At 48.2% G+C, this 25,575-nt stretch carries 19 protein-coding genes, 3 tRNA genes and 1 pseudogene; 22 read left to right on the top strand and 1 reads right to left on the bottom strand.

Annotated elements, in window-relative coordinates:
- The first annotated feature begins 44 nt into the window (after positions 1-44).
- From lspA to H583_RS0117375, 22 genes and pseudogenes are all read left to right on the top strand, one after another.
- Positions 45-554 (top strand): signal peptidase II, encoded by a 510-nt coding sequence (lspA, locus tag H583_RS0117485; protein ID WP_028561599.1) that lies wholly within the window; start codon positions 45-47, stop codon positions 552-554.
- Complete coding sequence (locus H583_RS0117480) at positions 529-1,551, top strand: RluA family pseudouridine synthase (protein WP_051236568.1); 1,023 nt, start codon at positions 529-531, stop codon at positions 1,549-1,551. Before lspA ends, H583_RS0117480 begins: the two co-directional genes overlap by 26 nt.
- A gap of 117 nt (positions 1,552-1,668) precedes the next feature.
- Positions 1,669-2,904 (top strand): LL-diaminopimelate aminotransferase, encoded by a 1,236-nt coding sequence (locus H583_RS0117475; protein ID WP_028561597.1) that lies wholly within the window; start codon positions 1,669-1,671, stop codon positions 2,902-2,904.
- A gap of 718 nt (positions 2,905-3,622) precedes the next feature.
- Complete coding sequence (pyrR, locus tag H583_RS0117470; RefSeq protein WP_028561596.1) at positions 3,623-4,198, top strand: bifunctional pyr operon transcriptional regulator/uracil phosphoribosyltransferase PyrR; 576 nt, start codon at positions 3,623-3,625, stop codon at positions 4,196-4,198.
- Complete coding sequence (locus H583_RS0117465) at positions 4,195-5,094, top strand: aspartate carbamoyltransferase catalytic subunit (protein ID WP_028561595.1); 900 nt, start codon at positions 4,195-4,197, stop codon at positions 5,092-5,094. Before pyrR ends, H583_RS0117465 begins: the two co-directional genes overlap by 4 nt.
- Positions 5,095-5,112: 18 nt before the next feature.
- Positions 5,113-6,390 (top strand): dihydroorotase, encoded by a 1,278-nt coding sequence (locus tag H583_RS0117460; RefSeq protein ID WP_028561594.1) that lies wholly within the window; start codon positions 5,113-5,115, stop codon positions 6,388-6,390.
- Between the two features lie 64 nt (positions 6,391-6,454).
- The gene (locus H583_RS0117455; protein ID WP_028561593.1) at positions 6,455-7,600 is read left to right on the top strand and encodes a carbamoyl phosphate synthase small subunit; all 1,146 of its coding nucleotides are present in this window, start codon (positions 6,455-6,457) and stop codon (positions 7,598-7,600) included.
- Entirely contained in the window at positions 7,587-10,805 is a 3,219-nt protein-coding gene (gene carB, locus H583_RS0117450; protein WP_028561592.1) for a carbamoyl-phosphate synthase large subunit, read from the top strand. Before H583_RS0117455 ends, carB begins: the two co-directional genes overlap by 14 nt.
- Positions 10,806-10,910: 105 nt before the next feature.
- Positions 10,911-11,657: an orotidine-5'-phosphate decarboxylase gene (gene pyrF / locus H583_RS0117445; protein WP_028561591.1), complete on the top strand. Its 747-nt coding sequence runs from the start codon at positions 10,911-10,913 to the stop codon at positions 11,655-11,657.
- The gene (gene pyrE, locus H583_RS0117440) at positions 11,654-12,301 is read left to right on the top strand and encodes an orotate phosphoribosyltransferase (protein WP_028561590.1); all 648 of its coding nucleotides are present in this window, start codon (positions 11,654-11,656) and stop codon (positions 12,299-12,301) included. The genes pyrF and pyrE overlap by 4 nt, the downstream gene beginning before the upstream one ends.
- A 468-nt stretch (positions 12,302-12,769) precedes the next feature.
- Positions 12,770-13,597 (top strand): ABC transporter ATP-binding protein, encoded by an 828-nt coding sequence (locus H583_RS0117435; RefSeq protein WP_081667304.1) that lies wholly within the window; start codon positions 12,770-12,772, stop codon positions 13,595-13,597.
- Entirely contained in the window at positions 13,563-14,693 is a 1,131-nt protein-coding gene (locus H583_RS0117430) for an efflux RND transporter periplasmic adaptor subunit (protein WP_028561588.1), read from the top strand. The genes H583_RS0117435 and H583_RS0117430 overlap by 35 nt, the downstream gene beginning before the upstream one ends.
- A gap of 3 nt (positions 14,694-14,696) precedes the next feature.
- Positions 14,697-17,582 (top strand): ABC transporter permease, encoded by a 2,886-nt coding sequence (locus H583_RS0117425; protein WP_028561587.1) that lies wholly within the window; start codon positions 14,697-14,699, stop codon positions 17,580-17,582.
- A gap of 99 nt (positions 17,583-17,681) precedes the next feature.
- Positions 17,682-18,102 (top strand): annotated as a pseudogene (locus tag H583_RS38165) (ABC transporter ATP-binding protein); the annotation flags it as partial.
- A 368-nt stretch (positions 18,103-18,470) separates the two neighbouring features.
- A complete protein-coding gene (locus H583_RS33295; protein WP_036709896.1) occupies positions 18,471-19,976 on the top strand; it encodes an ABC transporter substrate-binding protein in 1,506 nt (501 codons plus the stop codon).
- Positions 19,977-20,090: 114 nt separating this feature from the next.
- Positions 20,091-21,554, top strand: coding sequence for an ABC transporter substrate-binding protein (locus tag H583_RS33290; RefSeq protein WP_051236566.1), 1,464 nt, complete (start codon positions 20,091-20,093; stop codon positions 21,552-21,554).
- A 210-nt stretch (positions 21,555-21,764) separates the two neighbouring features.
- Positions 21,765-21,929, top strand: a complete 165-nt coding sequence (locus H583_RS37230; RefSeq protein WP_169456500.1) for a hypothetical protein — start codon at positions 21,765-21,767, stop codon at positions 21,927-21,929.
- A gap of 116 nt (positions 21,930-22,045) precedes the next feature.
- Positions 22,046-22,122 (top strand) — tRNA-Met (locus tag H583_RS0117395).
- Positions 22,123-22,152: 30 nt separating this feature from the next.
- Positions 22,153-22,229, top strand: a tRNA-Ile gene (locus H583_RS0117390).
- Between the two features lie 348 nt (positions 22,230-22,577).
- Positions 22,578-22,663: transfer RNA gene (locus tag H583_RS0117385), tRNA-Leu, on the top strand.
- Positions 22,664-22,871: 208 nt separating this feature from the next.
- Complete coding sequence (locus H583_RS0117380) at positions 22,872-23,432, top strand: helix-turn-helix domain-containing protein (RefSeq protein WP_028561585.1); 561 nt, start codon at positions 22,872-22,874, stop codon at positions 23,430-23,432.
- A gap of 217 nt (positions 23,433-23,649) precedes the next feature.
- A complete protein-coding gene (locus H583_RS0117375) occupies positions 23,650-24,894 on the top strand; it encodes a CynX/NimT family MFS transporter (protein ID WP_028561584.1) in 1,245 nt (414 codons plus the stop codon).
- Between the two features lie 328 nt (positions 24,895-25,222).
- On the opposite strand, the gene H583_RS0117370 is transcribed toward H583_RS0117375, so the two are convergent.
- The gene (locus tag H583_RS0117370) at positions 25,223-25,483 is read right to left on the bottom strand and encodes a hypothetical protein (RefSeq protein ID WP_028561583.1); all 261 of its coding nucleotides are present in this window, start codon (positions 25,481-25,483) and stop codon (positions 25,223-25,225) included.
- Between the last annotated feature and the right edge of the window lie 92 nt (positions 25,484-25,575).

Below are 25,575 nucleotides of genomic sequence, written 5' to 3'. Positions count from 1 at the left end.
AAGCTAGTAAAATCAGCCAATCGCAAATTGCCGGAGGGGAACGAATGAGAACGTATTATTATTACTGGATTGCAGTGGTCGTGTTCATCATCGACTGGGTAACGAAGAAGATGATTTCAACGAATTTGGAAATCGCAGATAAAATCAGCGTAATCGGCAACTTCTTCATCATTACTTCCCATCGGAATAAAGGGGCTGCATTCGGTATTTTGGAGGGACAGCGGATATTCTTTCTAATCATAACCGTTATCGTTGTCGCCGGAATTATCGGGTACATCTATATGAACCGGAAATCAGGCAAGCCAATGCTGCTTTCGGCGCTTGGCCTCGTTCTGGGCGGTGCTGTAGGCAACTTCCTTGACCGTGCATTGTACGGGGAAGTGGTGGACTTTTTGCAATTCACCTTTGGCAGCTATATTTTCCCGATCTTTAACATCGCCGATTCCGCAATCGTATGCGGGGTTGCGCTTATTTTGCTCGATACGATTTTGTCTATGAAGGAAGAAAGCAAGAAGGAAAAGGAAGGCAATGATCACAGTGAACAATCCATTTAATGAACATATTGACGAACAGGAATTAGAATTGGAATTCGAATCAGATGTAACAGAAGAGGCAGATGAAACAGATGAAGCAGCAGGACAGACGCTTGAATGGGACATCGACGCTGACCAGGCAGGCGAGAGGCTGGACAAGTTCGTTACAGAACAAGCTGGTGCAGATGTATCCAGAACCCAAGTGCAGGATTGGATCAAGCAGGGCCATGTGCTCGTCAACGGGCGCAATTCCAAGGCTAATGTGAAACTTGCTGCGGGCGACAAAGTTTTGCTGACAATTCCTGAGCCGGAGACAGCGGAAATTGTCCCTGAAGACATCCCGCTTGACGTTGTATATGAAGACAGTGATGTCATCGTCATTAACAAGCCGCGCGGCATGGTCGTTCATCCTGCTCCGGGCCATCCGTCCGGTACGGTCGTCAACGCGCTCATGCACCATTGTAAAGACCTGTCGGGTATTAATGGTCAGGTTCGTCCAGGTATTGTGCACAGGATTGACAAGGACACTTCCGGCCTGCTAATGGCTGCAAAAAACGATGTTGCGCATCACTCACTCGCCGAGCAGTTAAAGGCTCACACGGTAACCAGAAAGTATCTGGCCCTTGTACACGGCAACGTTCCCCATGATCAAGGTACTATAGATGCTCCTATCGGACGGGACCCGCATGACCGCAAGTTGTACATGGTCACCAGCCGCAACAGCAAGGAGGCGGTGACGCACTTTGTCGTGCTGGAGAGACTGGGGGATTTTAGCCTGCTCCAATTGCAGCTTGAGACCGGACGTACGCATCAAATTCGTGTCCATATGAAATACATCGGGTACCCGCTCGCTGGAGATCCGGTATACGGCCGCAACAAGACAATCGCACTTAAAGGCCAGGCGCTTCATGCTGCTGTGCTTGGATTCAAGCATCCGCGTACTGGAGAATATATCGAATTTGAGCGTCCGATTCCGGAGGATATGGCGTTCGAGCTGCAAAACTTACGTACACAGTAAGGTTTAATCGCATGAACAAGCGAATAGTACAAACTTTTCGCTAAATTCTTCATTATTTCCATCCTCAAAACAGGATATCCTTTAAGTAAGGAAGATCCACGAAGAAGGGTGAGACTAATGACGAAAATTAATCAGAACTATACAGAGCTGCAGGGCAGCTATCTTTTTTCCGAAATTGCCAAGCGCAGAACGAAATTCATGCAGGAAAATCCGGATGCGCAAATTATAAGCCTTGGTATCGGTGATGTAACACTTGGATTGCCGCAAGCAGTTGTAGATGCAATGCACAGCGCAGTGGATGAGCTGGCCCAACCCGGCTCATTCCGCGGCTATGGACCGGAACAAGGTTATGATTTCCTGATCAATGCGATTATTGAGGGAGATTACAAATCCCGTGGCATTGATTTGAACACCAACGAAGTTTTTGTCAGTGACGGATCCAAATGTGATGTCGGAAACATCCAGGAGATTTTCAGCCAGGATGCAATCGTAGCGGTTCAGGATCCTGTCTATCCGGTTTACGTGGACACGAACGTTATGGCAGGCCGTTCCGGCAAATTCAACAAAGAGACGAACCAGTACGAAAATATGGTTTACTTGCCAAGCAGTTCCGAGAACCAGTTCAAGCCTAGCCTGCCATCCCGCAGAGCGGATCTGATTTACCTGTGCTACCCGAATAATCCGACAGGGATGACATTGACGAAGGAAGAGCTGAAGCATTGGGTAGATTACGCAAGGGCCAACAACAGCATTATTTTGTACGACTCTGCCTATGAAGCATTTATTCGTGAAGATGATGTGCCGCACAGCATTTATGAAATTGAAGGCGCCAAGGAAGTGGCGATTGAATTCCGCAGCTTCTCCAAGACAGCCGGATTCACGGGTGTACGCTGCGCATACACAGTCGTTCCGCGCGAGCTGAAGGCTTTGGACGAGAACGGCAACACCATTATCGTGAATGATCTGTGGAACCGCCGTCACACGACGAAGTTCAACGGTGTATCCTATGTCACCCAGCGCGGCGCAGCAGCGATTTATTCTCCGGAAGGAAGAGCGCAAATTGCCGAGACCGTGGACTACTACATGACGAACGCGGCTATTATCCGGGATGGACTGCAGTCGATCGGTCTTGAAGTGTTTGGCGGTGTGAATGCTCCTTACATCTGGCTGAAAACTCCGCAAGGTCTGGACTCCTGGTCTTTCTTTGACAAATTGCTCTCTGAAGCGCACATTGTCGGAACACCGGGTGTAGGGTTCGGCCAAAGCGGACAAGGTTACTTCCGTCTGACAGCATTCGGAAGCCGCGAAAATACCGAGAAAGCTGTTGAGCGTATTCGTAAGCTGAGTCTGTAAGTGGGGCGGAAACATAAATCAGGCAAAGAGATCCAGGGATCTCTTTGCCTTTTTTATTGCTTTTGCTATATTAAACTTGTTGATTAGAAAGAATCATGATTAAATTCCGAATTCCATTAATTTTTCAACTTGTTTCAAAATTTTTATTGTGAATAAGCTCTAGCACTACTCACACAACATAAAGCTAAGCGCGGAGGTGTAATACGCGCTTAGCACTTCTTCTTTTCATAAAAACAGTGTGGGGACATTGTTGAAGGGGCGGGGTTGTACTGGAGAAGCGCAAGCGTTCGCCTTTATCCTCTGATTTCCTACACTGGGTGGGGGAGATAAGGGGAAATCAGAGGGTAACAGCGATCGGAAGTACAACCCCGCCCCGGAGGCAGGCATGTCACACAATCCTTCCGCATTTCCTCCCACATGCTCCGCACTGTTTCCATTCTTCACCTCTTGACATCTTTTGTCGAACGTGGCATAATTCAATCTAATCGAATAGAAGTACCTTTAAGTGCAGTCCCGTGAGGCTGTCAAGGTAGCGTGATAGGTTGGAAAGCTCTTTCGTTGCACAGGAAGCGGCTAGGCTGCGGCTTAGTTATGGCTTCTTGCACGAAGTGGCTGTTTTTCTGCCCTCAGACTCCTTGCGCCCGCCGCAAGGAGTTTTTTTGATCCATGGATAATTGGACAAGTTCGCGCTTACTACGACCGGAAGGAGGCAGCAGAAATGATGCAAGATCCGCATGTCATTATGGATGATACTGCAATTCGCAGAGCACTGACAAGAATTGCACATGAAATTGTAGAGAAAAACAAAGGCATCGATGATTGCCTGTTCGTGGGTATACGGACCCGCGGCATCTACCTGGCGAAGCGAATTGCCGAGCGGGTAGAAGAGATTGAAGGCAAGCCCGTCCAGGTGGGAGAACTGGATATCACTTCTTACCGCGATGATCGCGAAAATGGAAGATTGACTGAGGCTGCGGGGGAATCAGCTGCCTGTCTGGAAAATGGAGGCCAGCCGGTTTCAATCCAGAACAAAAAAGTGATCCTCATCGATGATGTACTTTATACTGGCAGAACGATTCGCGCTGCGATGGACGCCCTGATGGATCGTGGTCGGCCGCAGCTGATCCAGTTGGCTGTTCTGGTTGACCGGGGACACCGCGAACTGCCAATCCGGCCGGATTATGTGGGCAAGAATGTGCCAACGTCCAAACTTGAAGAAATTAACGTATCCTTAACCGAATTTGACGGAACCGACAAAGTAACGATTATACATCATAGGGGGCAAGCGGGATGACATTGACTCAAATCAGGCAAAAAAGCTTGTTGGGACTGAAAGAGCTGGGACGAGAGGAAATTGATTCGATTCTGAATCGTGCAGCTTACTGGGAAAATCACCCGGAGAAGGTCAACCCGGTGCTGTCCGGCAAATTCGTTGCCAATATGTTTTTTGAGAACAGTACGAGAACCCGCTTCTCTTTTGAAGTAGCTGAAAAAAGACTTGGTGCGGAGGTGCTGAACTTCTCTGCTGCCGTATCCAGTGTGCAGAAAGGCGAATCGATTTACGATACGGTGCGTACGCTGGAATCGATGGGAATTGACGCTGGAGTGATCCGGTTGAAACCAAACGGTGTACTGGCAGAGCTGGCCGAGAAGATCAAAGTGCCGCTCATTAATGCCGGAGACGGCAACAACGAGCATCCGACGCAGGCACTGCTCGATATGTACACAATGCGCAAGCAATTTGGGGATTTGAAGGGGCTGACAGTCGCCATCGTTGGCGATATTCTGCACAGCCGCGTAGCGCGCTCGAATTTGTGGGCACTCACGAAATTCGGTGCGAAGGTTGTCTTCTGCGCTCCTCCGAATATGCAGGCTCCTGAATTGGGTGCACCGATTGTAAGCATTGATGAAGCGCTCAAAGCTGATGTGATCATGATGCTGCGTGTCCAGCTTGAACGGCATGAAAGTGGCATGATCAAATCAGCAGAGGATTACAGGGAGCACTTTGGACTGACAGCAGAGCGGGCTGCAAAGATAGCACCGCACGCTATCATCATGCACCCTGCACCGGTTAACCGGAATGTGGAAATTGACGATGTGCTGGTTGAGCACCCGCAATCGCGAATTTTCCCGCAGATGCAAAACGGCGTTCCGGTACGCATGGCTGTAATTGAAAGATCGCTTCAATAAGAAAGGGGAATGGCGGCAATGTCATTATGGATTGTGAACGGCAAAGTATGGGACAACGAAACAAACGAACTCAAAACGCTCCATATTCGGATTAAGGACAAACAAATCGCTGAGCTGACAGCCGAGCTTCCTGATACGGGCAGCGCAGAAGTTATTGACGCACAAGGCAAGCTGGTTTCCGCAGGATTGATCGATATGCATGTTCACTTGCGCGACCCTGGCTTTGAATATAAAGAAGATATTGAAACGGGTACACTGGCTGCGGCAAAGGGCGGATTTACGACGATCGCCTGCATGCCTAACACGCGTCCGGTTACGGATACGCCTGATACAATCAAGTACATTCTCGATAAGGCAAAAGACAAAGGCGCGGTTAAAGTGCTTCCATATGCGGCAATTACCAAAAATGAGCTGGGCCGCGAACTGACAGACTTTGCCGCATTGAAGGAAGCGGGCGCAATCGGATTTACCGATGACGGTGTCGGCGTACAAAATGCGCAAATGATGAAAGATGCGATGGCATTGGCTCACTCGCTCGGAATGCCGATTATCGCTCACTGTGAAGATGATTCGCTTGTTGTAGGCGCTGCGGTAACGGACGGCAAATTCGCACGTGAAAACGGACTAAAGGGAATTCCCAATGAATCGGAAGCAATCCATGTCGGGCGCGACGTGCTGCTTGCAGAGGCAACAGGCGTTCATTACCATGTATGCCATGTCAGCACGGAGCAATCGTTACGCCTGATCCGTCTGGCGAAGCAGGTCGGCATTAACGTTACTGCAGAGGTTTGCCCGCACCATCTGATTCTGTCGGATGAAGACATCCCTTCGATGGATGCCAACTGGAAGATGAATCCGCCGCTGCGTTCGCCGCGTGATGTACAAGCGGTTATTGAAGGAATCGAGGACGGAACGATTGATATTATCGTAACCGACCACGCTCCTCACAGTGCGGAGGAGAAAGCACGCGGGATGCTGCTTGCACCATTCGGAATTACAGGCTTCGAAACGGCTTTCCCGCTTATGTACACCAAATTCGTAAAAACCGGCAAGTGGAGCCTCGGCTTCCTGCTGGAACGCATGACAAGCAAACCTGCACAAGTATTTGGACTGGGCAGCGGCCGTCTGGAAACAGGCGCACCTGCTGATTTGACCCTGATCGATCTGGAAAATGAGCGTGAGGTTGATCCGCAAAGCTTTGTATCCAAAGGTAAAAATACGCCGTTCGGCGGCTGGAAGCTGCAAGGCTGGCCAACCCTGACGATCGTAGACGGCACGGTTGCCTGGTCCGAATAAGCGCAGGATAGATAGAGAACATAACGGAAAGATAAGTTACAGTTAACTAGGAGAGTGATATGACATGCAAGCAAGATTGTTGTTAGAGGACGGAACCTTGTTTACAGGGCAATCGTTTGGCGCTGAGGCTGAGTCTGCAGGAGAAGTAGTATTTAATACAGGAATTACAGGATACCAGGAAGTGCTGTCCGATCCGTCCTATTGCGGTCAAATTGTAACCATGACATATCCTTTGATCGGGAACTATGGGATCAACCGTGATGACTTCGAAGCGGTTCGCCCTTATATACATGGCTTTGTCGTGCGTCGTCATGAGCCTGTACCAAGCAACTGGCGCGCACAATATTCCCTGGACCACCTTCTGAAAGAGTATGGCATTCCGGGCATCAGCGATATCGACACTCGCATGCTCACCCGAATTTTGCGCCATCACGGAACAATGAAGGGAATTTTGACTACCGGCAGCGAGAGCGAGGCAGAACTTCTCGAACGTCTGAAAGCTGTTCCATTGATGACGGATCAGGTTGCCCGGACTTCTACCAAGCATGTTTTCTCCAGCCCTGGAGACAAGGAGCGTATCGTTCTGATGGACTTTGGCGCGAAGAGTGGTATTCTGAGAGAGCTGACCAAGCGCGGCTGCGATGTAGTCGTTGTGCCTCATGATACAACAGCAGAGCAGATCCGCCGCCTGAACCCGGATGGCGTTCAGCTTTCCAACGGACCTGGCGACCCTAAAGATGTCATGCATGCTGCGGAAACAATCAAGGAATTGCTAGGCGAATATCCGATCTTCGGAATTTGTCTGGGACATCAGTTGTTTGCACTTGCTTGCGGCGCGGATACAGACAAGCTGAAATTCGGACACCGCGGCGGAAACCATCCGGTTAAAGAACTGGCAAGCGGCCGCTGCTTCATTACATCGCAAAACCATGGTTACACTGTGCTGGAAGAAACCATTGCCGGTACTGACTTGTCTGTGACCCACATTAATAACAATGACCGTACAATCGAAGGATTGAAGCATAATGTTCATCCTGCCTTCACTGTGCAGTACCATCCGGAGGCAGCGCCGGGACCTTTTGATTCCAGCTATCTGTTCGATCAATTTATTGAGATGATTCGTGAGCACAAACGCAATAACCCGAAAAAACCGCGTCAGGCTGAGCTGTCGGAAACGTTGAAAGGAGAACTTCAATATGCCCAAAAATAATGAACTCAAAAAAATTCTCGTCATCGGCTCCGGTCCGATCGTCATCGGCCAAGCGGCAGAGTTTGACTATGCAGGAACGCAGGCTTGCCAGGCACTGAAAGAAGAAGGCATGGAGGTTGTGCTGATCAACAGCAACCCGGCTACCATCATGACCGATACGAACATGGCAGACAAAGTCTACATCGAACCCATTACCCTGGAATTCGTAACGCAAATCATTCGCCAAGAGCGTCCTGACGGACTGTTGCCTACACTGGGCGGACAGACAGGTCTGAACATGGCGGTTGAACTGGCCCGCGCAGGCGTGCTGGAACGTGAAAATGTGAAGCTGCTCGGTACACAGCTGACAGCAATTGAGAAAGCGGAAGACCGTGATTTGTTCCGTGATCTGATGCGTGAACTTGAGCAGCCGGTACCGGAGAGTGTTATCGTAACAACTGTTGAGGAAGCTGTTGTGTTCGCCAACGAAATCGGCTATCCGATTATCGTGCGTCCGGCTTACACGCTGGGTGGAACTGGCGGCGGTATTTGTTCGAATGAAGAAGAACTGGTTGAAACCGTGGCTTCTGGTATCCGCTACAGCCCGATTAATCAATGTCTGATCGAGAAAAGCATCGCCGGCTTGAAGGAAGTTGAATATGAAGTTATGCGAGATGCGGCTGATAACTGTATCGTTGTATGCAACATGGAAAACTTCGACCCGGTTGGTGTTCATACCGGTGACAGTATCGTGGTTGCTCCAAGCCAGACGCTGTCTGACCGCGAGTATCAAATGCTGCGTTCCGCTTCCTTGAAAATTATCCGCGCCCTGAACATCGAGGGCGGCTGTAACGTACAATTCGCTTTGGACCCGCAAAGCTACCAATACTATGTCATTGAGGTTAACCCGCGTGTAAGCCGCTCCTCTGCGCTTGCATCCAAGGCAACAGGCTATCCGATTGCCAAAATGGCAGCAAAAATTGCGATTGGCTACACGCTGGATGAGATCGTAAACCCTGTAACAGGCCAAACCTACGCTTGCTTTGAGCCGACACTGGACTATATTGTATCGAAAATTCCACGCTGGCCGTTCGACAAATTTATTTCTGCGAACCGCAAGTTGGGTACACAAATGAAGGCGACTGGTGAAGTTATGGCAATTGGCCGTACCTTCGAAGAGTCGATTCATAAAGCGGTCCGCTCGCTGGAAATTGGCGCACACCGCATTCATCTAAAGGATGCTTCGAGCCTGGATGATGCTGTCCTGACTACCCGTCTGCAAAAGCCGGATGACGAGCGCATGTTCCTGGTGGCGGAAGCATTCCGCCGCGGCTGGAGTCTTCAGCAGATCCAGGACTTGACGCAAATCGACTGGTGGTTCCTCGATAAGCTGGAGCGTATCGTACAGTTTGAGGACGAGCTTCGCAAAACTTCTGAGTTCACTCAAGAACTGCTGTACAAAGCCAAGCGTATGGGCTTCACCGACCGTTCAATTGCCGAGATTCGCGGGGAAGGACAACCAGGTGCTGCTTATACAACTGAAGTTCAAGTTCGCGAGTTCCGCCTTGCGCAAAATATCCGCCCGGTATACAAAATGGTAGATACTTGCGCAGCAGAGTTTGAGGCGACAACGCCTTACTATTACTCGACATACGAGACCGAAAATGAAGTCATCGAAACGCAAAAAGAAAAAGTGCTGGTGCTGGGCTCCGGACCAATCCGGATCGGACAAGGGATTGAGTTCGACTACTCTACCGTTCATGCAGTCTGGGCGATTCAAAATGCGGGCTACGAGGCTGTTATTATCAATAACAACCCGGAAACAGTATCGACAGACTTCAACACCTCAGACCGTCTCTACTTTGAGCCGTTGTTCTTTGAGGATGTCATGAATGTCATCGAGCAGGAGAAGCCGATCGGCGTTATCGTACAGTTTGGCGGACAAACGGCTATTAACCTGGCTGCTCCGCTGAGCCGTGCCGGTGTCAAAATTCTCGGCTCCAGCCTGGAATCCATCGACGCTGCGGAAGACCGCAAGAAATTCGAAGCGCTCCTGCGCAATTTGAAAATTGCCCAGCCGGAAGGTACAACAGTTACTTCGGTATCCGAAGCTGTAAATGTGGCAAGCGGGCTCGGTTATCCTGTACTGGTGCGTCCTTCCTACGTACTGGGCGGACGTGCAATGGAAATCGTGTACTCTGACCAGGAGCTGCTCAGCTACATGGAGCAGGCTGTGAAGATCAACCCGGAGCATCCGGTTCTGATTGACCGTTACATGCTTGGCAAAGAAGCAGAGGTTGACGCGATCTGTGATGGCGAGACGGTATTGATTCCGGGTATCATGGAGCATGTTGAGCGCGCAGGCGTTCACTCCGGAGACTCGATTGCGGTGTATCCGCCACAATCACTGTCCCAGGATATCAAGGATCAGATTATTGACATCACAATCAATATCGCTAAAGAACTGAAAGTTATCGGACTTGTAAATATCCAGTTCGTTATCCATCAGGAGAAGGTGTATGTGATCGAGGTTAACCCTCGTTCCTCCCGTACAGTGCCATTCTTGAGTAAGGTAACGAACCTTCCGATGGCAAACCTGGCGACCAAGGCGATTCTAGGCACAAAGCTGGCTGATCTCGGCTATGTCGACGGACTCTGGCCTGAAGATGAATATGTATCGGTTAAAGTGCCGGTATTCTCTTTTGCGAAGCTGCGCCGTGTTGACCCGACGCTGACTCCTGAGATGAAATCGACAGGCGAGGTTATGGGCCGCGATGTTCAATATGCCAAAGCCCTGTACAAAGGTCTCATCGGCGCTGGCATGAAGATTCCGGCAACTGGCGGAATCATTGCGACTGTTGCGGACAAGGACAAGGAAGAAGCCATCGAAATTCTGAAAGGCTTCTACCAGCTTGGCTACAACATTATCGCAACTGGCGGAACAGCCTCCGCACTGGAAGCGGCTGGCCTGCGGGTCACCCGCGTCAACAAACTGAGCGAGGGTACGCCTAACATTCTCGATCTGATCCGTGGAGGACAAGCGAACTTTGTTGTCAACACGCTGACAAAAGGCAAAACGCCTGAGCGTGACGGTTTCCGGATTCGCCGTGAAGCAGTAGAGAACGGCGTCGTATGTATGACATCATTGGATACTGTACGCGCATTGCTGAACATGCTGGAGACAATCAACTTCTCTTCCCGCGCAATGCCTGTACTGCAATCCTAATAAAACCGAATCAAGCGGCCTCCGGCTGCCACCCGTCTCCCGCTGAGGGAAGACGGGTGCGGCAGGCAGGCCGTCTATTCTGTCAACCTATAAGGAGGGTTTGGAATGTCCAATGTGCATACGCTAACACGTGAGGAAGCGGCAGGCCGCGTCATGGTTGCGCTGGATTACCCGGATGCGGCAGGAGCAGAGAAGCTGCTTCGTGAACTGGATGGTATCCCTTGTTTTGTAAAGGTAGGCATGCAGCTCTACTATGCTGCCGGCCCGGCATTTATTGAAGGGTTGAAGAAGCGCGGCTATCATGTATTCCTTGATTTGAAAATGCATGATATTCCGAATACCGTCAAAGGCGGAGCGAACAGCATTGCCAAGCTGGGCGTGGATGTATTCAATGTCCATGCAGCAGGCGGACTGAAGATGATGGAAGCTGCTGTGGAAGGTGTTGAACAGGCACTGGTCGGAACGGGATTAAAACGGCCGCTCATTATTGCCGTCACTCAGCTTACAAGCACAAGCCAGCCGGTTCTTAATGATGAGATAGGCATTGCCGGAACGGTAGAGCAAGCTGTCGTTCGCTACGCTGAGCTGACCAAGCAGGCCGGACTCGACGGTGTAGTAGCTTCGCCGAAAGAAGTCGGGCTGATCAAGAACACATGCGGACTAGCTTTTAAAACCATTACTCCGGGTATCCGTCCTGCCGGAGCGGACATCGGAGACCAGTCCCGGATTATGACACCGGGCCAGGCACTGGATGCCGGAACGGATTACATGGTGATTGGACGGCCGATTACGGCGGCTGCTGATCCGCGCGCAGCACTGGAAACTATTATAGAGGAGCTGGTTCAAAGATGAGTAACCTTTCACTTGCCAATTTGCCTAAGGAAATTGCCAAGCACTTGCTGAATATTGAAGCTGTAGCGTTGCGTCCGAATGACCCATTCACCTGGACTTCGGGCATCAAATCCCCGATTTACTGTGACAATCGGCTGACCATGTCTTTCCCGGCGATTCGTGATATCGTTGCGGAAGGCTTCGCAGCTTTGGTGAAGGAGCTGTACCCGGATGCAGATGTAATCGCAGGAACAGCGACTGCCGGTATTCCCCATGCGGCATGGGTATCGCAAAAGCTGGGTCTGCCAATGATTTATATCCGTGACAAAGCAAAAGGGCACGGCAAGCAAAACCAGATCGAAGGCAAACTGGCGGCAGGCCAAAAAGTGGTTGTGATTGAAGATCTGATCTCCACTGGAGGCAGTTCCATTAAAGCGGCTCAGGCCGTTGCTGAAGCCGGCGGAGAAGTACAAGGTGTAGTCGCGATTTTCACCTATCAGTTGGCACGTGCTGAAGAAGGATTCCGCGAGGCTGGCATTCCGCTGGCTACACTGTCCAACTATACGGCATTGATTGATGCCGCTTTGGAGCTTGGAAAGATTCAAGAAGGAGAGGTTGCGCTGCTGAAATCCTGGCGCGAGAACCCTCAGTCATTCGGCAATTAATTCATTAATGAGAGGCGCGGGCTGCAGCCCGCGCCTTTTTATTTTGAGCAAATGAGTGTTTGCAAAAGGTTATTCACCTTTTTTATGGAAGATGGGAGCTGTGTTTGTGAAATGGTGAACAGAGAGGAAAGCGTTCTCACATTATCTAAAAGAATTTTAATCCAATATTAATGATCTCAGATGGCTGATATTTAAGTGAAAAACAAAGTTGTCATTTTTTTGAAAAAACGCCCTTTTGAAAGTTTTCTTGTTTCTTAAGGGAATCTTTAAATATTTTATGCTCAAATAACGTAACTTTTTGTCGGACTGCACCGTCTATACTGTATATGAAAAGACTCTAATTTTTGTAATGAGGATTTTAGTCATCTTGGCTGAACACAGCTTATATTTTTCTCTGCAAAATGAGCCTGACTGCCAGCAGCAGGCCATGGATGTCTGAAATTAAGGAAGGGAGGTCTTTAGTATACGATGAAATGGTGGAAGAAAGAAAAAGCGGGAGCTGCGGCTTTGGTTGATAAGAAAGAAGAGAAAGAAGCTGCCGAGACTCCCATTGAAGCTGACATATCCGCTGTGGGACAGGAGACAGCCGCTGCCAAGGAGATTGTGCAGGCCAGAGATGTTCCGAGCGGTCCTTTAATGAATGTCCAAGGTGTTGTCCGCACCTTCCAGGTTGGGGGCAAGCCTTTGCATGTGCTCAAGGGCATACATATGCAAGTGCAATATCAGCAGCTAGTCATGCTGAGAGGCCGTTCAGGTTCCGGGAAGACAACGCTGCTCAACATGCTGGGAGGCCTCGACCAGCCGACTGAGGGGGAAATCTGGTTCGACGACAAGCCTTTTCACAAGCTGGGCGATGATAAGCGCACCATAGTCCGGAGGAAAGATATGGGCTTTATCTTTCAGGCTTTTGCCTTGATGCCGCTGTTGTCCGCTTATGAGAATGTAGAGCTTTCCTTGCGAATGGCCAAGGTGCCAAAAGCACAATGGAAACCGAGAGTAACCGAGGTGCTTGATTTGGTAGGCCTCGGAAAACGTATGCATCATCGTCCGTTTGAGCTTTCAGGGGGAGAGCAGCAGCGTGTGGCGATAGCTAAAGCGATTGCACACCGTCCGCGCCTGCTTTTAGCGGATGAGCCGACCGCAGAGCTGGATTCCCAGATGTCGGCGCAAATTATGGCTGTATTCAAAAATATTATTCAAACCGAAGGCGTTTCAATCTGTATGACAACGCATGATCCTACGATTTTGGAGGTTGCTGACCATGTCTACGAAATGGTGGACGGAAAATTCGTCTAATATATCCACGGAGCTTCACCAGGAAAAAAGCCCGAAGCGGCAAAGACGCGTTAAATGGATGAAAACTGCGCTTGTGATTATGATTGGCGCATCACTTGTTGTAACCAGCGGCTGTTCGCTGCTGCCAAAAGAAGAGGATGAGGAGGTTTTGCCGCCGATCACGCCTCCGCAGATTTCCAAGAAACCGGAGTATACGGTTACAACAACAACCCTGGAATCTACGGTTACAGGAAGCGGCAAGATGCTGTCCGTGCAGGAAGAGACGACCTCTTTCCAGTTGGATGGCATGAAGCTCAAAAGCATTAACGTCAAACCCGGCGATAATGTAACGGCTGGCCAGGTAATTGCCGAATTGGATGTAAGTGATTTGGAGAAAAAGCTTCGCTCTGATCGTCTGAACTTCCGCACTCAGGAAGTGAAAATGAAAGAAACACTTCGCAAGCGGGACGAAATGACAGACCTTGAATTTGAGGAAGCCAAAATTCTTTTTGAACAGGCGCAGCAGGATATGGCTGACAAGGAAGCTGATATTGCCAAGGCAAAACTGACAGCACCTTTTACCGGCACAGTAATTTCGGTAACGGCAAAAAAGGGTGATTCAATCAAAGCTTATGACCCGATTGCAGTCGTTGCGGATACGTCGCATTTGGTTGTTGCAGCGAATGTTTCCAAGGATAGGCTGAACCAGATTGCGATCGGCATGCCGGTTGAGGTTGATATTAACAATGCCGGCAAGCATAAAGGCAAAGTCAAGCAGTTCCCGATGAAACAGGACGATAACAACAACGGCAATCCGGGCGGCGGCAACAATAACAACTCCGAGAAGCCAGAGGATTTCCTCATTGTTGAACTGGACAAAATGCCTGAAGGACTGAACCGCGGAACGCCATTATCGATTAAAATCATTACGAACCGTAAAGAAAACGCCATCGTTATTCCTCCTGTGGCTCTGCGCATAATTGGTTCACGTACCTATGTTCAGCTTGTGGATGGAGAGGGAAGACGTGAGGTCGACGTTGCTGTCGGACAGCAGACATCCACACAGGTAGAAATCCTGGAGGGATTGAAACCGGGGCAGAAAGTTGTAGGTAAATAATCTATGGGAATGCCGCTATTTCGTTTTTTGTTTCGCAAAATGTGGAACACACGCTGGCTTACCATCAGTACGCTGGCGGGCCTGATACTGGCAGTGGCATTCGCAACAAGTATTCCGATGTATGCGGACGGCGCCCTGAAGCGTGTCGTCGCTACTTCGCTTCAGGAGCAGAGCACAGGCTTGCCTGCCGGTTCCCTCCTGATGAGATATCAGGCTTCCGGCGGTGAAGTAACGGATCTGGCCTCATTAAATGCAGTCAAATCGTACATAAAGGATGGGGTTCCGAAGCAGATTGGATTTCCGTATCAGACCTTCGTTGAGACGCTTGGCGTCCGCAATGCTGAGGTTACACCGGAAGATCCGACGAAAGTCGATGCAAGCCGGAAGCGGCAGATGTCGCTTATTACAAGCACCGGACTGGAGGAGAAAGCCGAGCTTGCCCAAGGGCGCTGGGTGAATGCTTCTGCAGTCGATGCTGGCGGAATACTTGAGGCTGTCATTATGGAAGAGGGCATGTACCGCAACGATATTCATGTCGGAGATGTTTTCCTTTATCCTGTAGGCGGGCAAAAGCTGCGTGTTAAAATTGTCGGTGCATATAAGCCGAAGGACGCTGCTGATCCTTACTGGTATCAAGGATTGGAAGGCCTGATGAATGTATTTCAAATCAGTGAAAAGGCGTTTAATGAAGGCGTCCTGACCAAATACAAGGCACCAATCCATACGGCCAACTGGTATTATGCGTTTGATCTGAGAGAGATCAAAACCAGCCAGCTGTCGCCTTTAAGTAATACACTAGAGCGGTTGAATATTGAGCTTTACCAAATGCTGAAAAATACGAAGGTGGAAATTTCTTTCGCTTCCATCTTATCGGACTTCAAAAAGCAAAGCCTGCAGTTGCAGACGATGCTCTTTACGCTGGCGATTCCGATGCTGGCCATGGTCTTCTACTTTATTGCTATGAATGCCAGGCAGTCGCTCGACAAGCAGCGTAGCGATATTGCTGTATTGCGGAGCCGCGGCGCGGGAACAGGCCAAATTATTTGGATATACCTGCTGGAGGGACTTCTCCTTGGTGCAGTGGCAATGGCTGCAGGACCAATGCTCGGATGGTTCATGGCCAAAAGCATCGGCTCGGCAAACGGGTTCCTGACCTTTGTTGACCGCAAGTCAATTCCTATCGGATTCTCCACAGAAGCATGGATTGCAGGAGGAGCTGCCATCTTTCTGGCGATTTTGGCAACGGTAGTGCCAGCCATTATCTATGCCCGGTCTTCGATCGTCAATTACAAGCAGCAGCTTGCGCGTTCTGACCGTGGTCCAATCTGGCAGCGCTGGTTCCTGGATGTACTCTTGCTTGGTGCGGCCGGCTATGGATGGTATCTGTTCAATGAACGCCAGATGATATCCTTCCAGACCGGGATGACGACCGATCAATTGAACGTACAGCCGTTCTTGTTCTTTGTTCCGGCGCTTGCGATCTTTGCGATGGGGCTGTTCTTCCTGCGCATTTTCCCATGGCTGCTTAAGCTGTTTAACTGGCTCGGCAAAAAGTTTTTGCCTGTGCCGCTTTATTTAACACTTGCCCAGTTGTCCCGCTCCTCCAAGTCCTATTACCCGCTGATGATTTTGCTTATTCTGACGTTGGGGCTTGGGGTGTACAATGCTTCGGCAGCACGGACAATTGATTTGAATTCCACCGAGCGTACGCTATATCAATACGGTACCGATGTTGTCATTGAATCCGTATGGCCGGCCCAGCCGGAGAGACCGCTTAAGCCTAACAATCCCAACCAGCCGGGCAACCCTGGAAATGGGAATCCGGGCGGGAATCCCGGGGGCAATCCGGGAAGTCCGGGAGGCGGCAATGAAAATCCGCGACCAACGAAGATGATTTACTCGGAGCCGCCATTCGAAGTCTACCGTACCCTTGAAGGGGTGGAAGCGGCGGCGCGGGTTCTTAACGCAAAAGCGAACATCGTCGTATCCGGCCGTTCAATCGGTCAGGGAAATGTAATGGGTATTGATAATACGGACTTTGCCAAGGTAGCCTGGTTCCGTAATGACCTGTTCCCGGCACATCCGTATCAATATTTGAATTTGCTTGGTTCCTATGAGCATGCTGCTATTATTCCTTCTGATGTAGCAGAGAAATATCAGCTCAAGGTAAATGATATTATTTCGGCCGGCATGACAGATGGCATGGTCGAATTCGTGGTCGTAGGCATTCTGCCGTACTGGCCGACGCAATATCCGAACAAGACGCCGTTCATTATCGCCAATCTGGATTACATTTACGATCAGGTTCCGATGACACCTTATAAAGTATGGCTGAAGGTAAAGGACGGAGCGAAGACCGGAGATATCATGAAAGAGCTGACGGAAAAGAATGTTGAGCTTGCTTCAGTTCAGGATGTAAGGATTGAACTGGCAACACAGGCGAAGCATCCGACCCGGGGCGGTGTATTTGGAATCTTAAGCCTTGGGTTCCTCGTATCTGTAATTGTATCGCTGGCCGGTTATGTGCTCTACTGGTTCTTCAACTTGTCGGGGCGTGTCGTTCAATTCGGCGTACTGCGGGCGATGGGCTTGTCGAAGAGACAGCTCACCGGGATGCTGCTTCTGGAGCAGGTCTTTACTGCGGGACTGTCGATCGGGCTTGGAATACTGATTGGGCGTCTGGCGAGTGTGCTATTCTTGCCATTCCTGCAGACGACCGATAATGTGGCGACCTCAGTGCCGCCATTCCGAATCGTCTTTGATATGAAGGATACGGTGCAAATTTATTTTGTAGTCGCCTTTATGATGCTTACTGGTGCAACGATGCTGTTCCTGCATATCCGCAGGCTGCGCGTACATCAGGCGGTGAAAATGGGAGAGGAGCGTTAAGCCGTGATCGAATGTGAAGGCCTGGTCAAAATTTATAAGTCTGACGATCTCGAGGTCGTTGCTCTCCAGGGATTGAACCTGTCCGTCGGCAAAGGGGAAATGATGGCCATTATCGGCAACAGCGGCAGCGGAAAGTCAACACTGCTGAATACGCTTGGGGGGCTTGACCGCCCCTCAGCGGGTTCAGTCAGAGTCGGAAAATGGGACCTGCTGAAAATTAACGATGATGATCTCGTTCATTATAAGCGGGACACAGTAGGTTTCATTTGGCAGAACAATGCCCGCAACCTGCTTTCATACTTGACGGCTCTGGAAAATGTGGAGATGCCGATGATTCTTTCGGGTAAGCTTGACCGTGCCTATGCGAAGCAGTTGCTGGAGTGGGTCGGCTTGAAGGAACGGATGGGCAACAAGCTTCACCAGCTGTCCGGAGGGGAGCAGCAGCGGGTAGCGATTGCCATATCTCTGGCTAACAAGCCGGAGCTGCTGCTGGCCGACGAACCGACAGGCTCGGTAGACAGCCGGACCTCGGATATGATTATGGATATTTTCCGCAAGCTGAATAAAGAAATCGGCATTACGATTGTTATCGTTACGCATGACCTGTCACTTGCAGGCAAGGTTGACCGTGTAGTCGCCATTCGTGACGGTCTGACCAGTACAGAGTTTATCAAGCGTAATCCGAATTTGGATCAGGCGGCTGAGGATGTCCGGGGTATGGGGGCATTGCAGCATGTCCATGAGGAATATGTTGTTGTTGACCGCGTCGGGCGGATGCAAATTCCACGAGATTACTTGAGTGCGCTGAATATTAAAGATAAGGCGTCAATGGAATTTGATGGAGAAAAAATTATTATCTCAGCACCAAAATCACTGGAGGGGTAAGAGATGAGAAACTCATTTCGCAAAACATTATTAGTCTGCATGTCCATTTTACTCTTGTCGTCCATGCTTGCAGCATGTACGAAGGGCAGCGGCGGATCACAGAATGAAAATCGGGTGTTGCGTATCGGTATGATGTACGGAAGCAAGGACAATGAATCCTACTTCCGCCAGCAATATACCGATACATTTGAGGTTATGAACCAGAATATCGAAATTCAAATCGTTCAGGCCAATGATTACAATACTATGTATGGTCCCCGCGGCGGCAATGATGAGAAGAAAGAGCAGCCGGACCCGTACGAAGAGTTCCAAAAACTGATTAGCGGAGACAATCCTGTAGACGTCATTGTGGCTGATCCGGATGTGATGTCCCGTCTTATAGAAGAGAACGGCATGAAAGAACTTGACCCGCTTATCCAGCAGGATAAGTTCGATATCGAGTCTTACGTGCCAACGGTGCTCGAGGGTATCAAATCTCTGAGCAATGACAACAAAATCTATGCGCTGACCCCAACTTTTACTTCGTCAGCCCTGTTTTATAACAAGAAACTGTTCAGTGAGGAAGGCGTAGAACCGCCGGTAAATGGCATGCAGTGGGATCAGATTATTGAAATGGGCCGCCGCTTTGTCAAGCCGGATGCGGATAAAAAAGTTTTCGGTCTGATGCTGAACCGTTACAGCGATCCATTCAGCGATACCCAAAATATGGCTGCTCCGCTGCAGTTGCAAATGTTTGACGATAACATGGACAAAATGCTGGTCAACTCCGATGGCTGGGAGAAAATCTGGACAAAAGTAGCCAGCTTGTATCGTGATAAAATTTCTCCAACCAATGATGATGTATACAAAATGTATTCCGAGAATCAAAAGGAAGACGGACGTTATGTGCCGTATATGGATGATCTCTTTATCCAAGGCAAGGTTGCGATGATGGTTTCAAACTCTTATTATGTAAATGATCTGAGAAACGCAAAGGATCAGGCGGAAGAAGGCTTTGAAATGCCGGATTGGGATGTTGTCAGCCTGCCGGAGCACCCGGAGGCGCCTGGAATCGGCAGCAGCATGTCCTTGAGCACGCTGATGGGGATTAACAATAAAGCCCAAAACCCGGATGATGCCTGGAAGTTTATCAAATTCATGAACAGCAAAGAGTGGGCAAAATTGAAGTCCCGCAGCACGTATGAGATGGTTGCACGCAAGGAGTTCTTGAAGCCGCTTGATGGCATGACCTATAATGTGGAGGCATTCTACACACTGAAGCCGACCCCGCCATCCAAAATCAATATTTCCAACTTGTACAGCAAGTATCCGTATTTCCATCAAGCAATCTATGAACCGGGACAGCAATTGTTCCAGGAGGTTCTGCAAGATAAGAAAACGGTCAAGGAAGCTTTGGCGGAATGGGAAACAAAAGGTAATGCCAACCTGAAGAAAATGAAAGAAAATCCGGATCAGCCGATCGATAATGGCAATGGTCCTGGTGGCGGAATTCCCGGGATGGTTTACTAATTTTTAAAACAAGATTTTCAGAGAGCACCTCCTCTCCGTTCAGACTTTTCTGCTCCGGGAGCGAGGTGTTCTTTTTTTACATGATCATGAACTGGGATTGGAAGGGGGGAAGAGATGGGAAGCAGGTTGAAAATGGTTGTAATAGCGGTTATTGCGTTCATGTTGGTCGCTACAATAACCGGGTGCAGCCAGGGCAAGACCGAACCGGAGACAGGCAGAGCCGTACTGCGGATCGGGACGTTATATGGGGGCAAGGATATGGAAGCTGAGTTCAGGCAGAGGTACACAGATACCTTTGAGCTGCTGAATAGCCGGGTGGACGTTGAGATTGTGCCTGCTCTTGATGAATGGGGGCATTCTTACATAACGGGTGAGCATGTTGAAAGCCCCTATGCGGCCCTGCGCGCTCTTATGGAAGGAGATAACCCCGTTGATGCCGTAATCGCGGATTCGCCGTATATTTATTCTTTAATTCAGGATAATCTGCTACAGGAGCTGGATCCGCTGATTCAGCAGCATAAATTTGATATCGATGGCTATTCGCCTGCGATCAAGGAAGCGGTGAAAGCGATGGGCCACGGCAAAATATATGCCTTGACCCCAACGTTTATCTCGGCTGGGCTGTTTTATAACAAAGCAATTTTCAAGGAACGCGGTCTTGATTTGCCCAAGGATGGCATGGATTGGGAAGCTATTGAACAGTTGGCCCGCCGCGCATCAAGTCAAGCGGGAGATCTGCCCGTCTTCGGGTTTGTGATGAACCGGTTTAACGGCAACGGATTTCGGGATATCCTGGCGATGGCTCAGCAGATTGATCTTAAATTAATTGATGAAAACAGGGAAAAGCTGCTCGTCAACTCCAGTCAATGGGAACATTTATGGGCGCTTGTATCTGGATTATATATGGATAGAGTGTCTCCGGAGACCAGGGATTTCCTCACACCGTCTACTGGAGCAGATGGGGAGTACAACCCGTATAGCGGTGATTTATTCCTCTCGGGCAGGGCAGCAATGGTGGTGTCCAACTTTACTTATATCAATGAGCTTGCTGAGGCAGCAGCGCATAAGGAAATTACCGGCGGTTCTATGCCGGACTGGGATGTCGTTCGTGTCCCGCATTTTGCTGAGGCCCCCTCGACAGGGATTGGCATAGAGCTAGGCACAATGGCCGGGATTAATACCCGTGCCCAAAATACTACGGATGCCTGGAAACTGGTTGAACTGTTGAACGGGAAAGCGTGGGCCAAAACAAAGTCGCGCAGTATAAATGAATTAATGGCTCGTGAAGAATTTGCGCGGCCGCTTGGCGGAATGAGCTACAACCTGAAAGCATTCTACGGGTTGCAGCCGTCATTGCCGGATACGGAGCAGCTAAGCTCCAGCTTTCGCTACTATTATGATATTATTTATTTGCCGGGCTTCCGGCTGTTTAAGGAAGTATTGAACGGAGAAAAGACTGTCAAGGAAGCGCTAAGTGATTGGGAGCGCAATGGGAATATGAGCTTGAAGCGGATTAAGGAAGAAGCGGGTAAGGAATTTACTTTTGATGAGTATGGCGTCATTCAGGATATCTACTAGCAATTCACGCAGTCCGGGGTAAGAAATGTTCATAGCGCCTAAGGGGGCGGTGTTCGATGATGTTGCGCTTCGCTCCCGGCAAGAATAGTGTTAAAGTCATTGTGATTCTGCTTGTGAGCAAATGGAAATTAACGTATGGTAAAATGAAATGAATGAGGGCATTTCGGGGTATTCTAATGTTAACGAAAGGAAGCATTGGAGGAACCGTGAATGAAGTGGATATATTGGGTGAGGCTGTATGAAACCAAATTTCAGGCGGGCTGCCTGGTGAAGCGGATGGAAGATGACTGGTGGATATATGGCTATAACAGTCCTAGCGAGGCAGAGGTATTTCGTTCGCGCAAAGGACGCTACGGGGTCCGGTTCAAAGTCTAGGAGAAGGTTTTTTCCTAAAACAAGAAAATTGGTAATAAAAAAGGGTTGACGAATTGTTTATGAGTATGGTATATTTTATCTTGTCGTCATAAATGGATGACATTTGAAGTTAACGACGCGGGGTGGAGCAGCCCGGTAGCTCGTCGGGCTCATAACCCGAAGGCCGCAGGTTCAAATCCTGCCCCCGCAACCAAATTTACAAGTCAATGTGGTCATCCTATAAGGGCCCTTAGCTCAGTTGGTTAGAGCGGTCGGCTCATAACCGATTGGTCGGGGGTTCGAGTCCCTCAGGGCCCACCATTTGTTTTAATACATGAGTATGGTGGCTGCTTTTTAGTATACATAGAGTTTGAGATTCGTATAGTTGGATCTGACAAGATTATAAGAGTGATATCATTCATTCTTGTTCATAATCTATGTGTCGTTGATAAACGTTGACTAATGCAGTTGATACACCTTGCTTTGATATTTCGTCGATAGGCGAATGCAAAGGAAGGTGTTTTTAATTTTATGAAAGTTAAACTGCAAGCTTTGCGGAAAAATTTTCATATAAGTGTTGACTATAGTCAATGGTTCATGGTATGATATTTTTTGTTGACACGTTGAACGTGTTGCCAAGCACAGCATAATGTGCAGCTCTCACATTATGCCGGGGTGGCGGAATTGGCAGACGCACAGGACTTAAAATCCTGCGGTAGGTGACTACCGTACCGGTTCGATCCCGGTCCTCGGCACTTTTGATTGAATAATTGAAACCGTAACGGTTCAAATAAAGCTCCTTTCAGTACTTATACTGGAAGGAGCTTTTGTTATGTACATAGCTTATCTGGTGTAAGAATGTATGTGCATGTAGTGTAGTCCACCATCAAATACTATTCGTATGGAAAAGAATCTAGATAAATAATATACTAGTTATAACTGTTTTTTGTTGAGGTGAATCTAATGGATGAAATCGATGAATCAAAAGAAATTGTATTACAAATCGGCGTTGCCTTGAAAAAGTACAGAAAAGAAAAAAAGATGAGCTTAGACGACTTATCGGAACTAACGGGCGTAAGCAAACTTACTCTGGGAAATATCGAACGTGGCGAGACAAATCCAACTTTGGCGATTATATGGAAAATTTCAAAAGGTATATCTTTACCGCTATTGGCTTTGTTCAAATCAGAAGGCTCTGCTAGTTTGTATCGAGCAGGCGAAGGACTGCGGTTTTCTAATGATCAAAAAAATTGGATAATTGAACCAGTCTTTAAAAGTAACGATATTGAAATGTGTCGGGCTTACTTACAGCCAAATAGCTCTTATCAGCCTGAAGGTCATCATGTGAATACAACTGAAATTGCGACAGTCATGACTGGTTCCATTGAAATTCAAGTCAATGGAGAGATTTACACATTGAATCAATATGATACGATCAGTTTTCGTGCAGATTCTCCTCATTCTTATACCAATCATACGGATAGCGAAACAGTGCTCCATATATCCTTAAAGTATGGTTTCTAAAAGTTGAAAATTCCGATTATTAAATACAACTCCGAATTCCATGACAGGAAATTCAGAGTTGTATTTTTTTAGATGAGCATTGGTACATTATAAAATACTTATTGATAAAATTAGTATACTATAATATACTTTTGTTATTCGCGCGAATGTATTGCATAGTTTTTTCAATCAGCAGGAAACAAATAGTACGTATGAATTCAGGAAGGAGAAATGAAGAGTGCCGAACAAACGAAATAAAAAAGCTGTACCATCCTCTATAGGGCTGATAATTCTCGGCATTATTGTGATTGCAGCTAATTTACGCACTCCCTTAACCTCAGTCGGTCCTTTAGTGAGTCTCATAAGGGATGACGTTCATATTTCAAATACATTAGCAGGTCTGATCACAACGGTACCCTTGCTTGCCTTTGCTTTATTATCGCCTTTAGTACCAAAATTAGGACGAAGGTATGGGGTTGAACGTATCATAATGATCGCCCTAATCTTTCTGACTGTCGGTATTGTAATACGTTCTTTATCTGGCGCAGTTTATCTGTTTATTGGGACAGCAATTCTTGGATTCGCAATTGCCGTATGCAATGTATTATTGCCAAGTATAATCAAAAGGGATTTCCCCAATAAAATTGGCTCCATGACAGGTGTTTTCTCCATTTCAATGAGCTTATGCGGAGCAATCGCATCGGGAATCAGTGTACCGCTAGCCGTGAACGCAGGTCTAAAATGGCAGGGAGCATTGGGAATATGGGGGATTCTAAGCTTTGTATCGATCCTCTGTTGGTTACCCCAATTAAGAAATCAAACGAAGCAAACAGCCACGACGAGTCAACAGATATCCAGTAACGATGTGAATGTTTGGCGATCCCCGCTTGCCTGGCAAGTAACCATGTTTATGGGTATACAGTCCATGGTTTTCTATGTGTTGATCGCATGGTTGCCTGAGATTTTAAAGCAGCAAGGAATTGAATCCGGCCAATCAGGATGGTACCTCTCGATCATGCAGTTAGTTATGCTTCCATTTGCCTTTATTGTCCCCGTTATTGCTGGGCACATGTCTAGCCAACGGTTGTTAGTGGTCATCACAACCATATTGCTTTTGACGGGAACGCTTGGACTTCTTTACGGAAGCTCCAATATCATTCTGTTGTGGATCATCTTACTTGGAATAGGTGTAGGTTTCGCCTTTAGTTTGTCCATGATGTTTTTCGGGTTACGTACTGAAAATGCGCACCAAGCAGCGGAACTGTCTGGCATGGCGCAATCAATCGGATATCTTCTTGCCGCAATCGGTCCTGCCCTAATAGGATATCTGCATGATGCGACAAATAGTTGGAACCTGCCACTTTTCATTCTGCTAGGCGCTTCGGTCTTACTCTTTTTAGTCGGTATAGGAGCAGCAAGAAACCGTTTTGTAGGTAGCCGAAATAGCTACGAGCTGCCACGGAAAGGACGGAAATATGTTTGACAAAATTATTGTGGCAATTGATAAAGCTGAAATAACGAACAAACTCAAAGGGTACGTTATTTGAATGATTACAGCGGCAGTCTAAGACTTTATTTTTCAAGTCTTGGTCCGCTGCTGTTTCTTTTAATGGATCAGTCTAAAACTTTATTTTCACCGAACACTTTAAAATAATATGAAACGAAACAATACGGTGAGACTGAGGGATGGTGGGTTCCTTGAAGTTTTATATAAATGAAAGAAGGGGTGATATATTATAATTAATGAGATTGCTAACCAGGAGGTTTAAAGGGTAATAAAAAAAGAAGCCAAGCGGCCTCCATTTTTATGATTAGAGGGGATTCAGCTCGATGATTTGCTGTTCGAATTCCGAAGTATAGTTGCTCATGCAATTACAGTAGTAATCCTTACGGCAAATCGGGCATGGAATATTGAGCAGGCGGTTAACGCCGATAATTTTCCAATCCGGGTTTTTGCTGAAAAACAAACGGCACTTTGCCTGATTTGTCAGCGTTACAACGAATTGATGCAATCCATTCTCTTCATTTCGGTCAGAAGCGACGATTTCTTTAATAACCGGTTTAAAGGTCATGTTGTCCCACCTATTCAATTAGATTAACAAATGCTTAGTAAGCATAACTTTTTTCGGCTTATGTGTCAATAAGTCCACTAGTTTTATTGTTG

The sequence above is a fragment of the Paenibacillus pinihumi DSM 23905 = JCM 16419 genome (assembly GCF_000422505.1).
GTDB classification, from domain to species: domain Bacteria; phylum Bacillota; class Bacilli; order Paenibacillales; family Paenibacillaceae; genus Paenibacillus_D; species Paenibacillus_D pinihumi.
The sequence above is the reverse complement of the archived record's forward strand: the minus strand, read 5'-3'. Positions and strand labels throughout refer to the sequence as shown.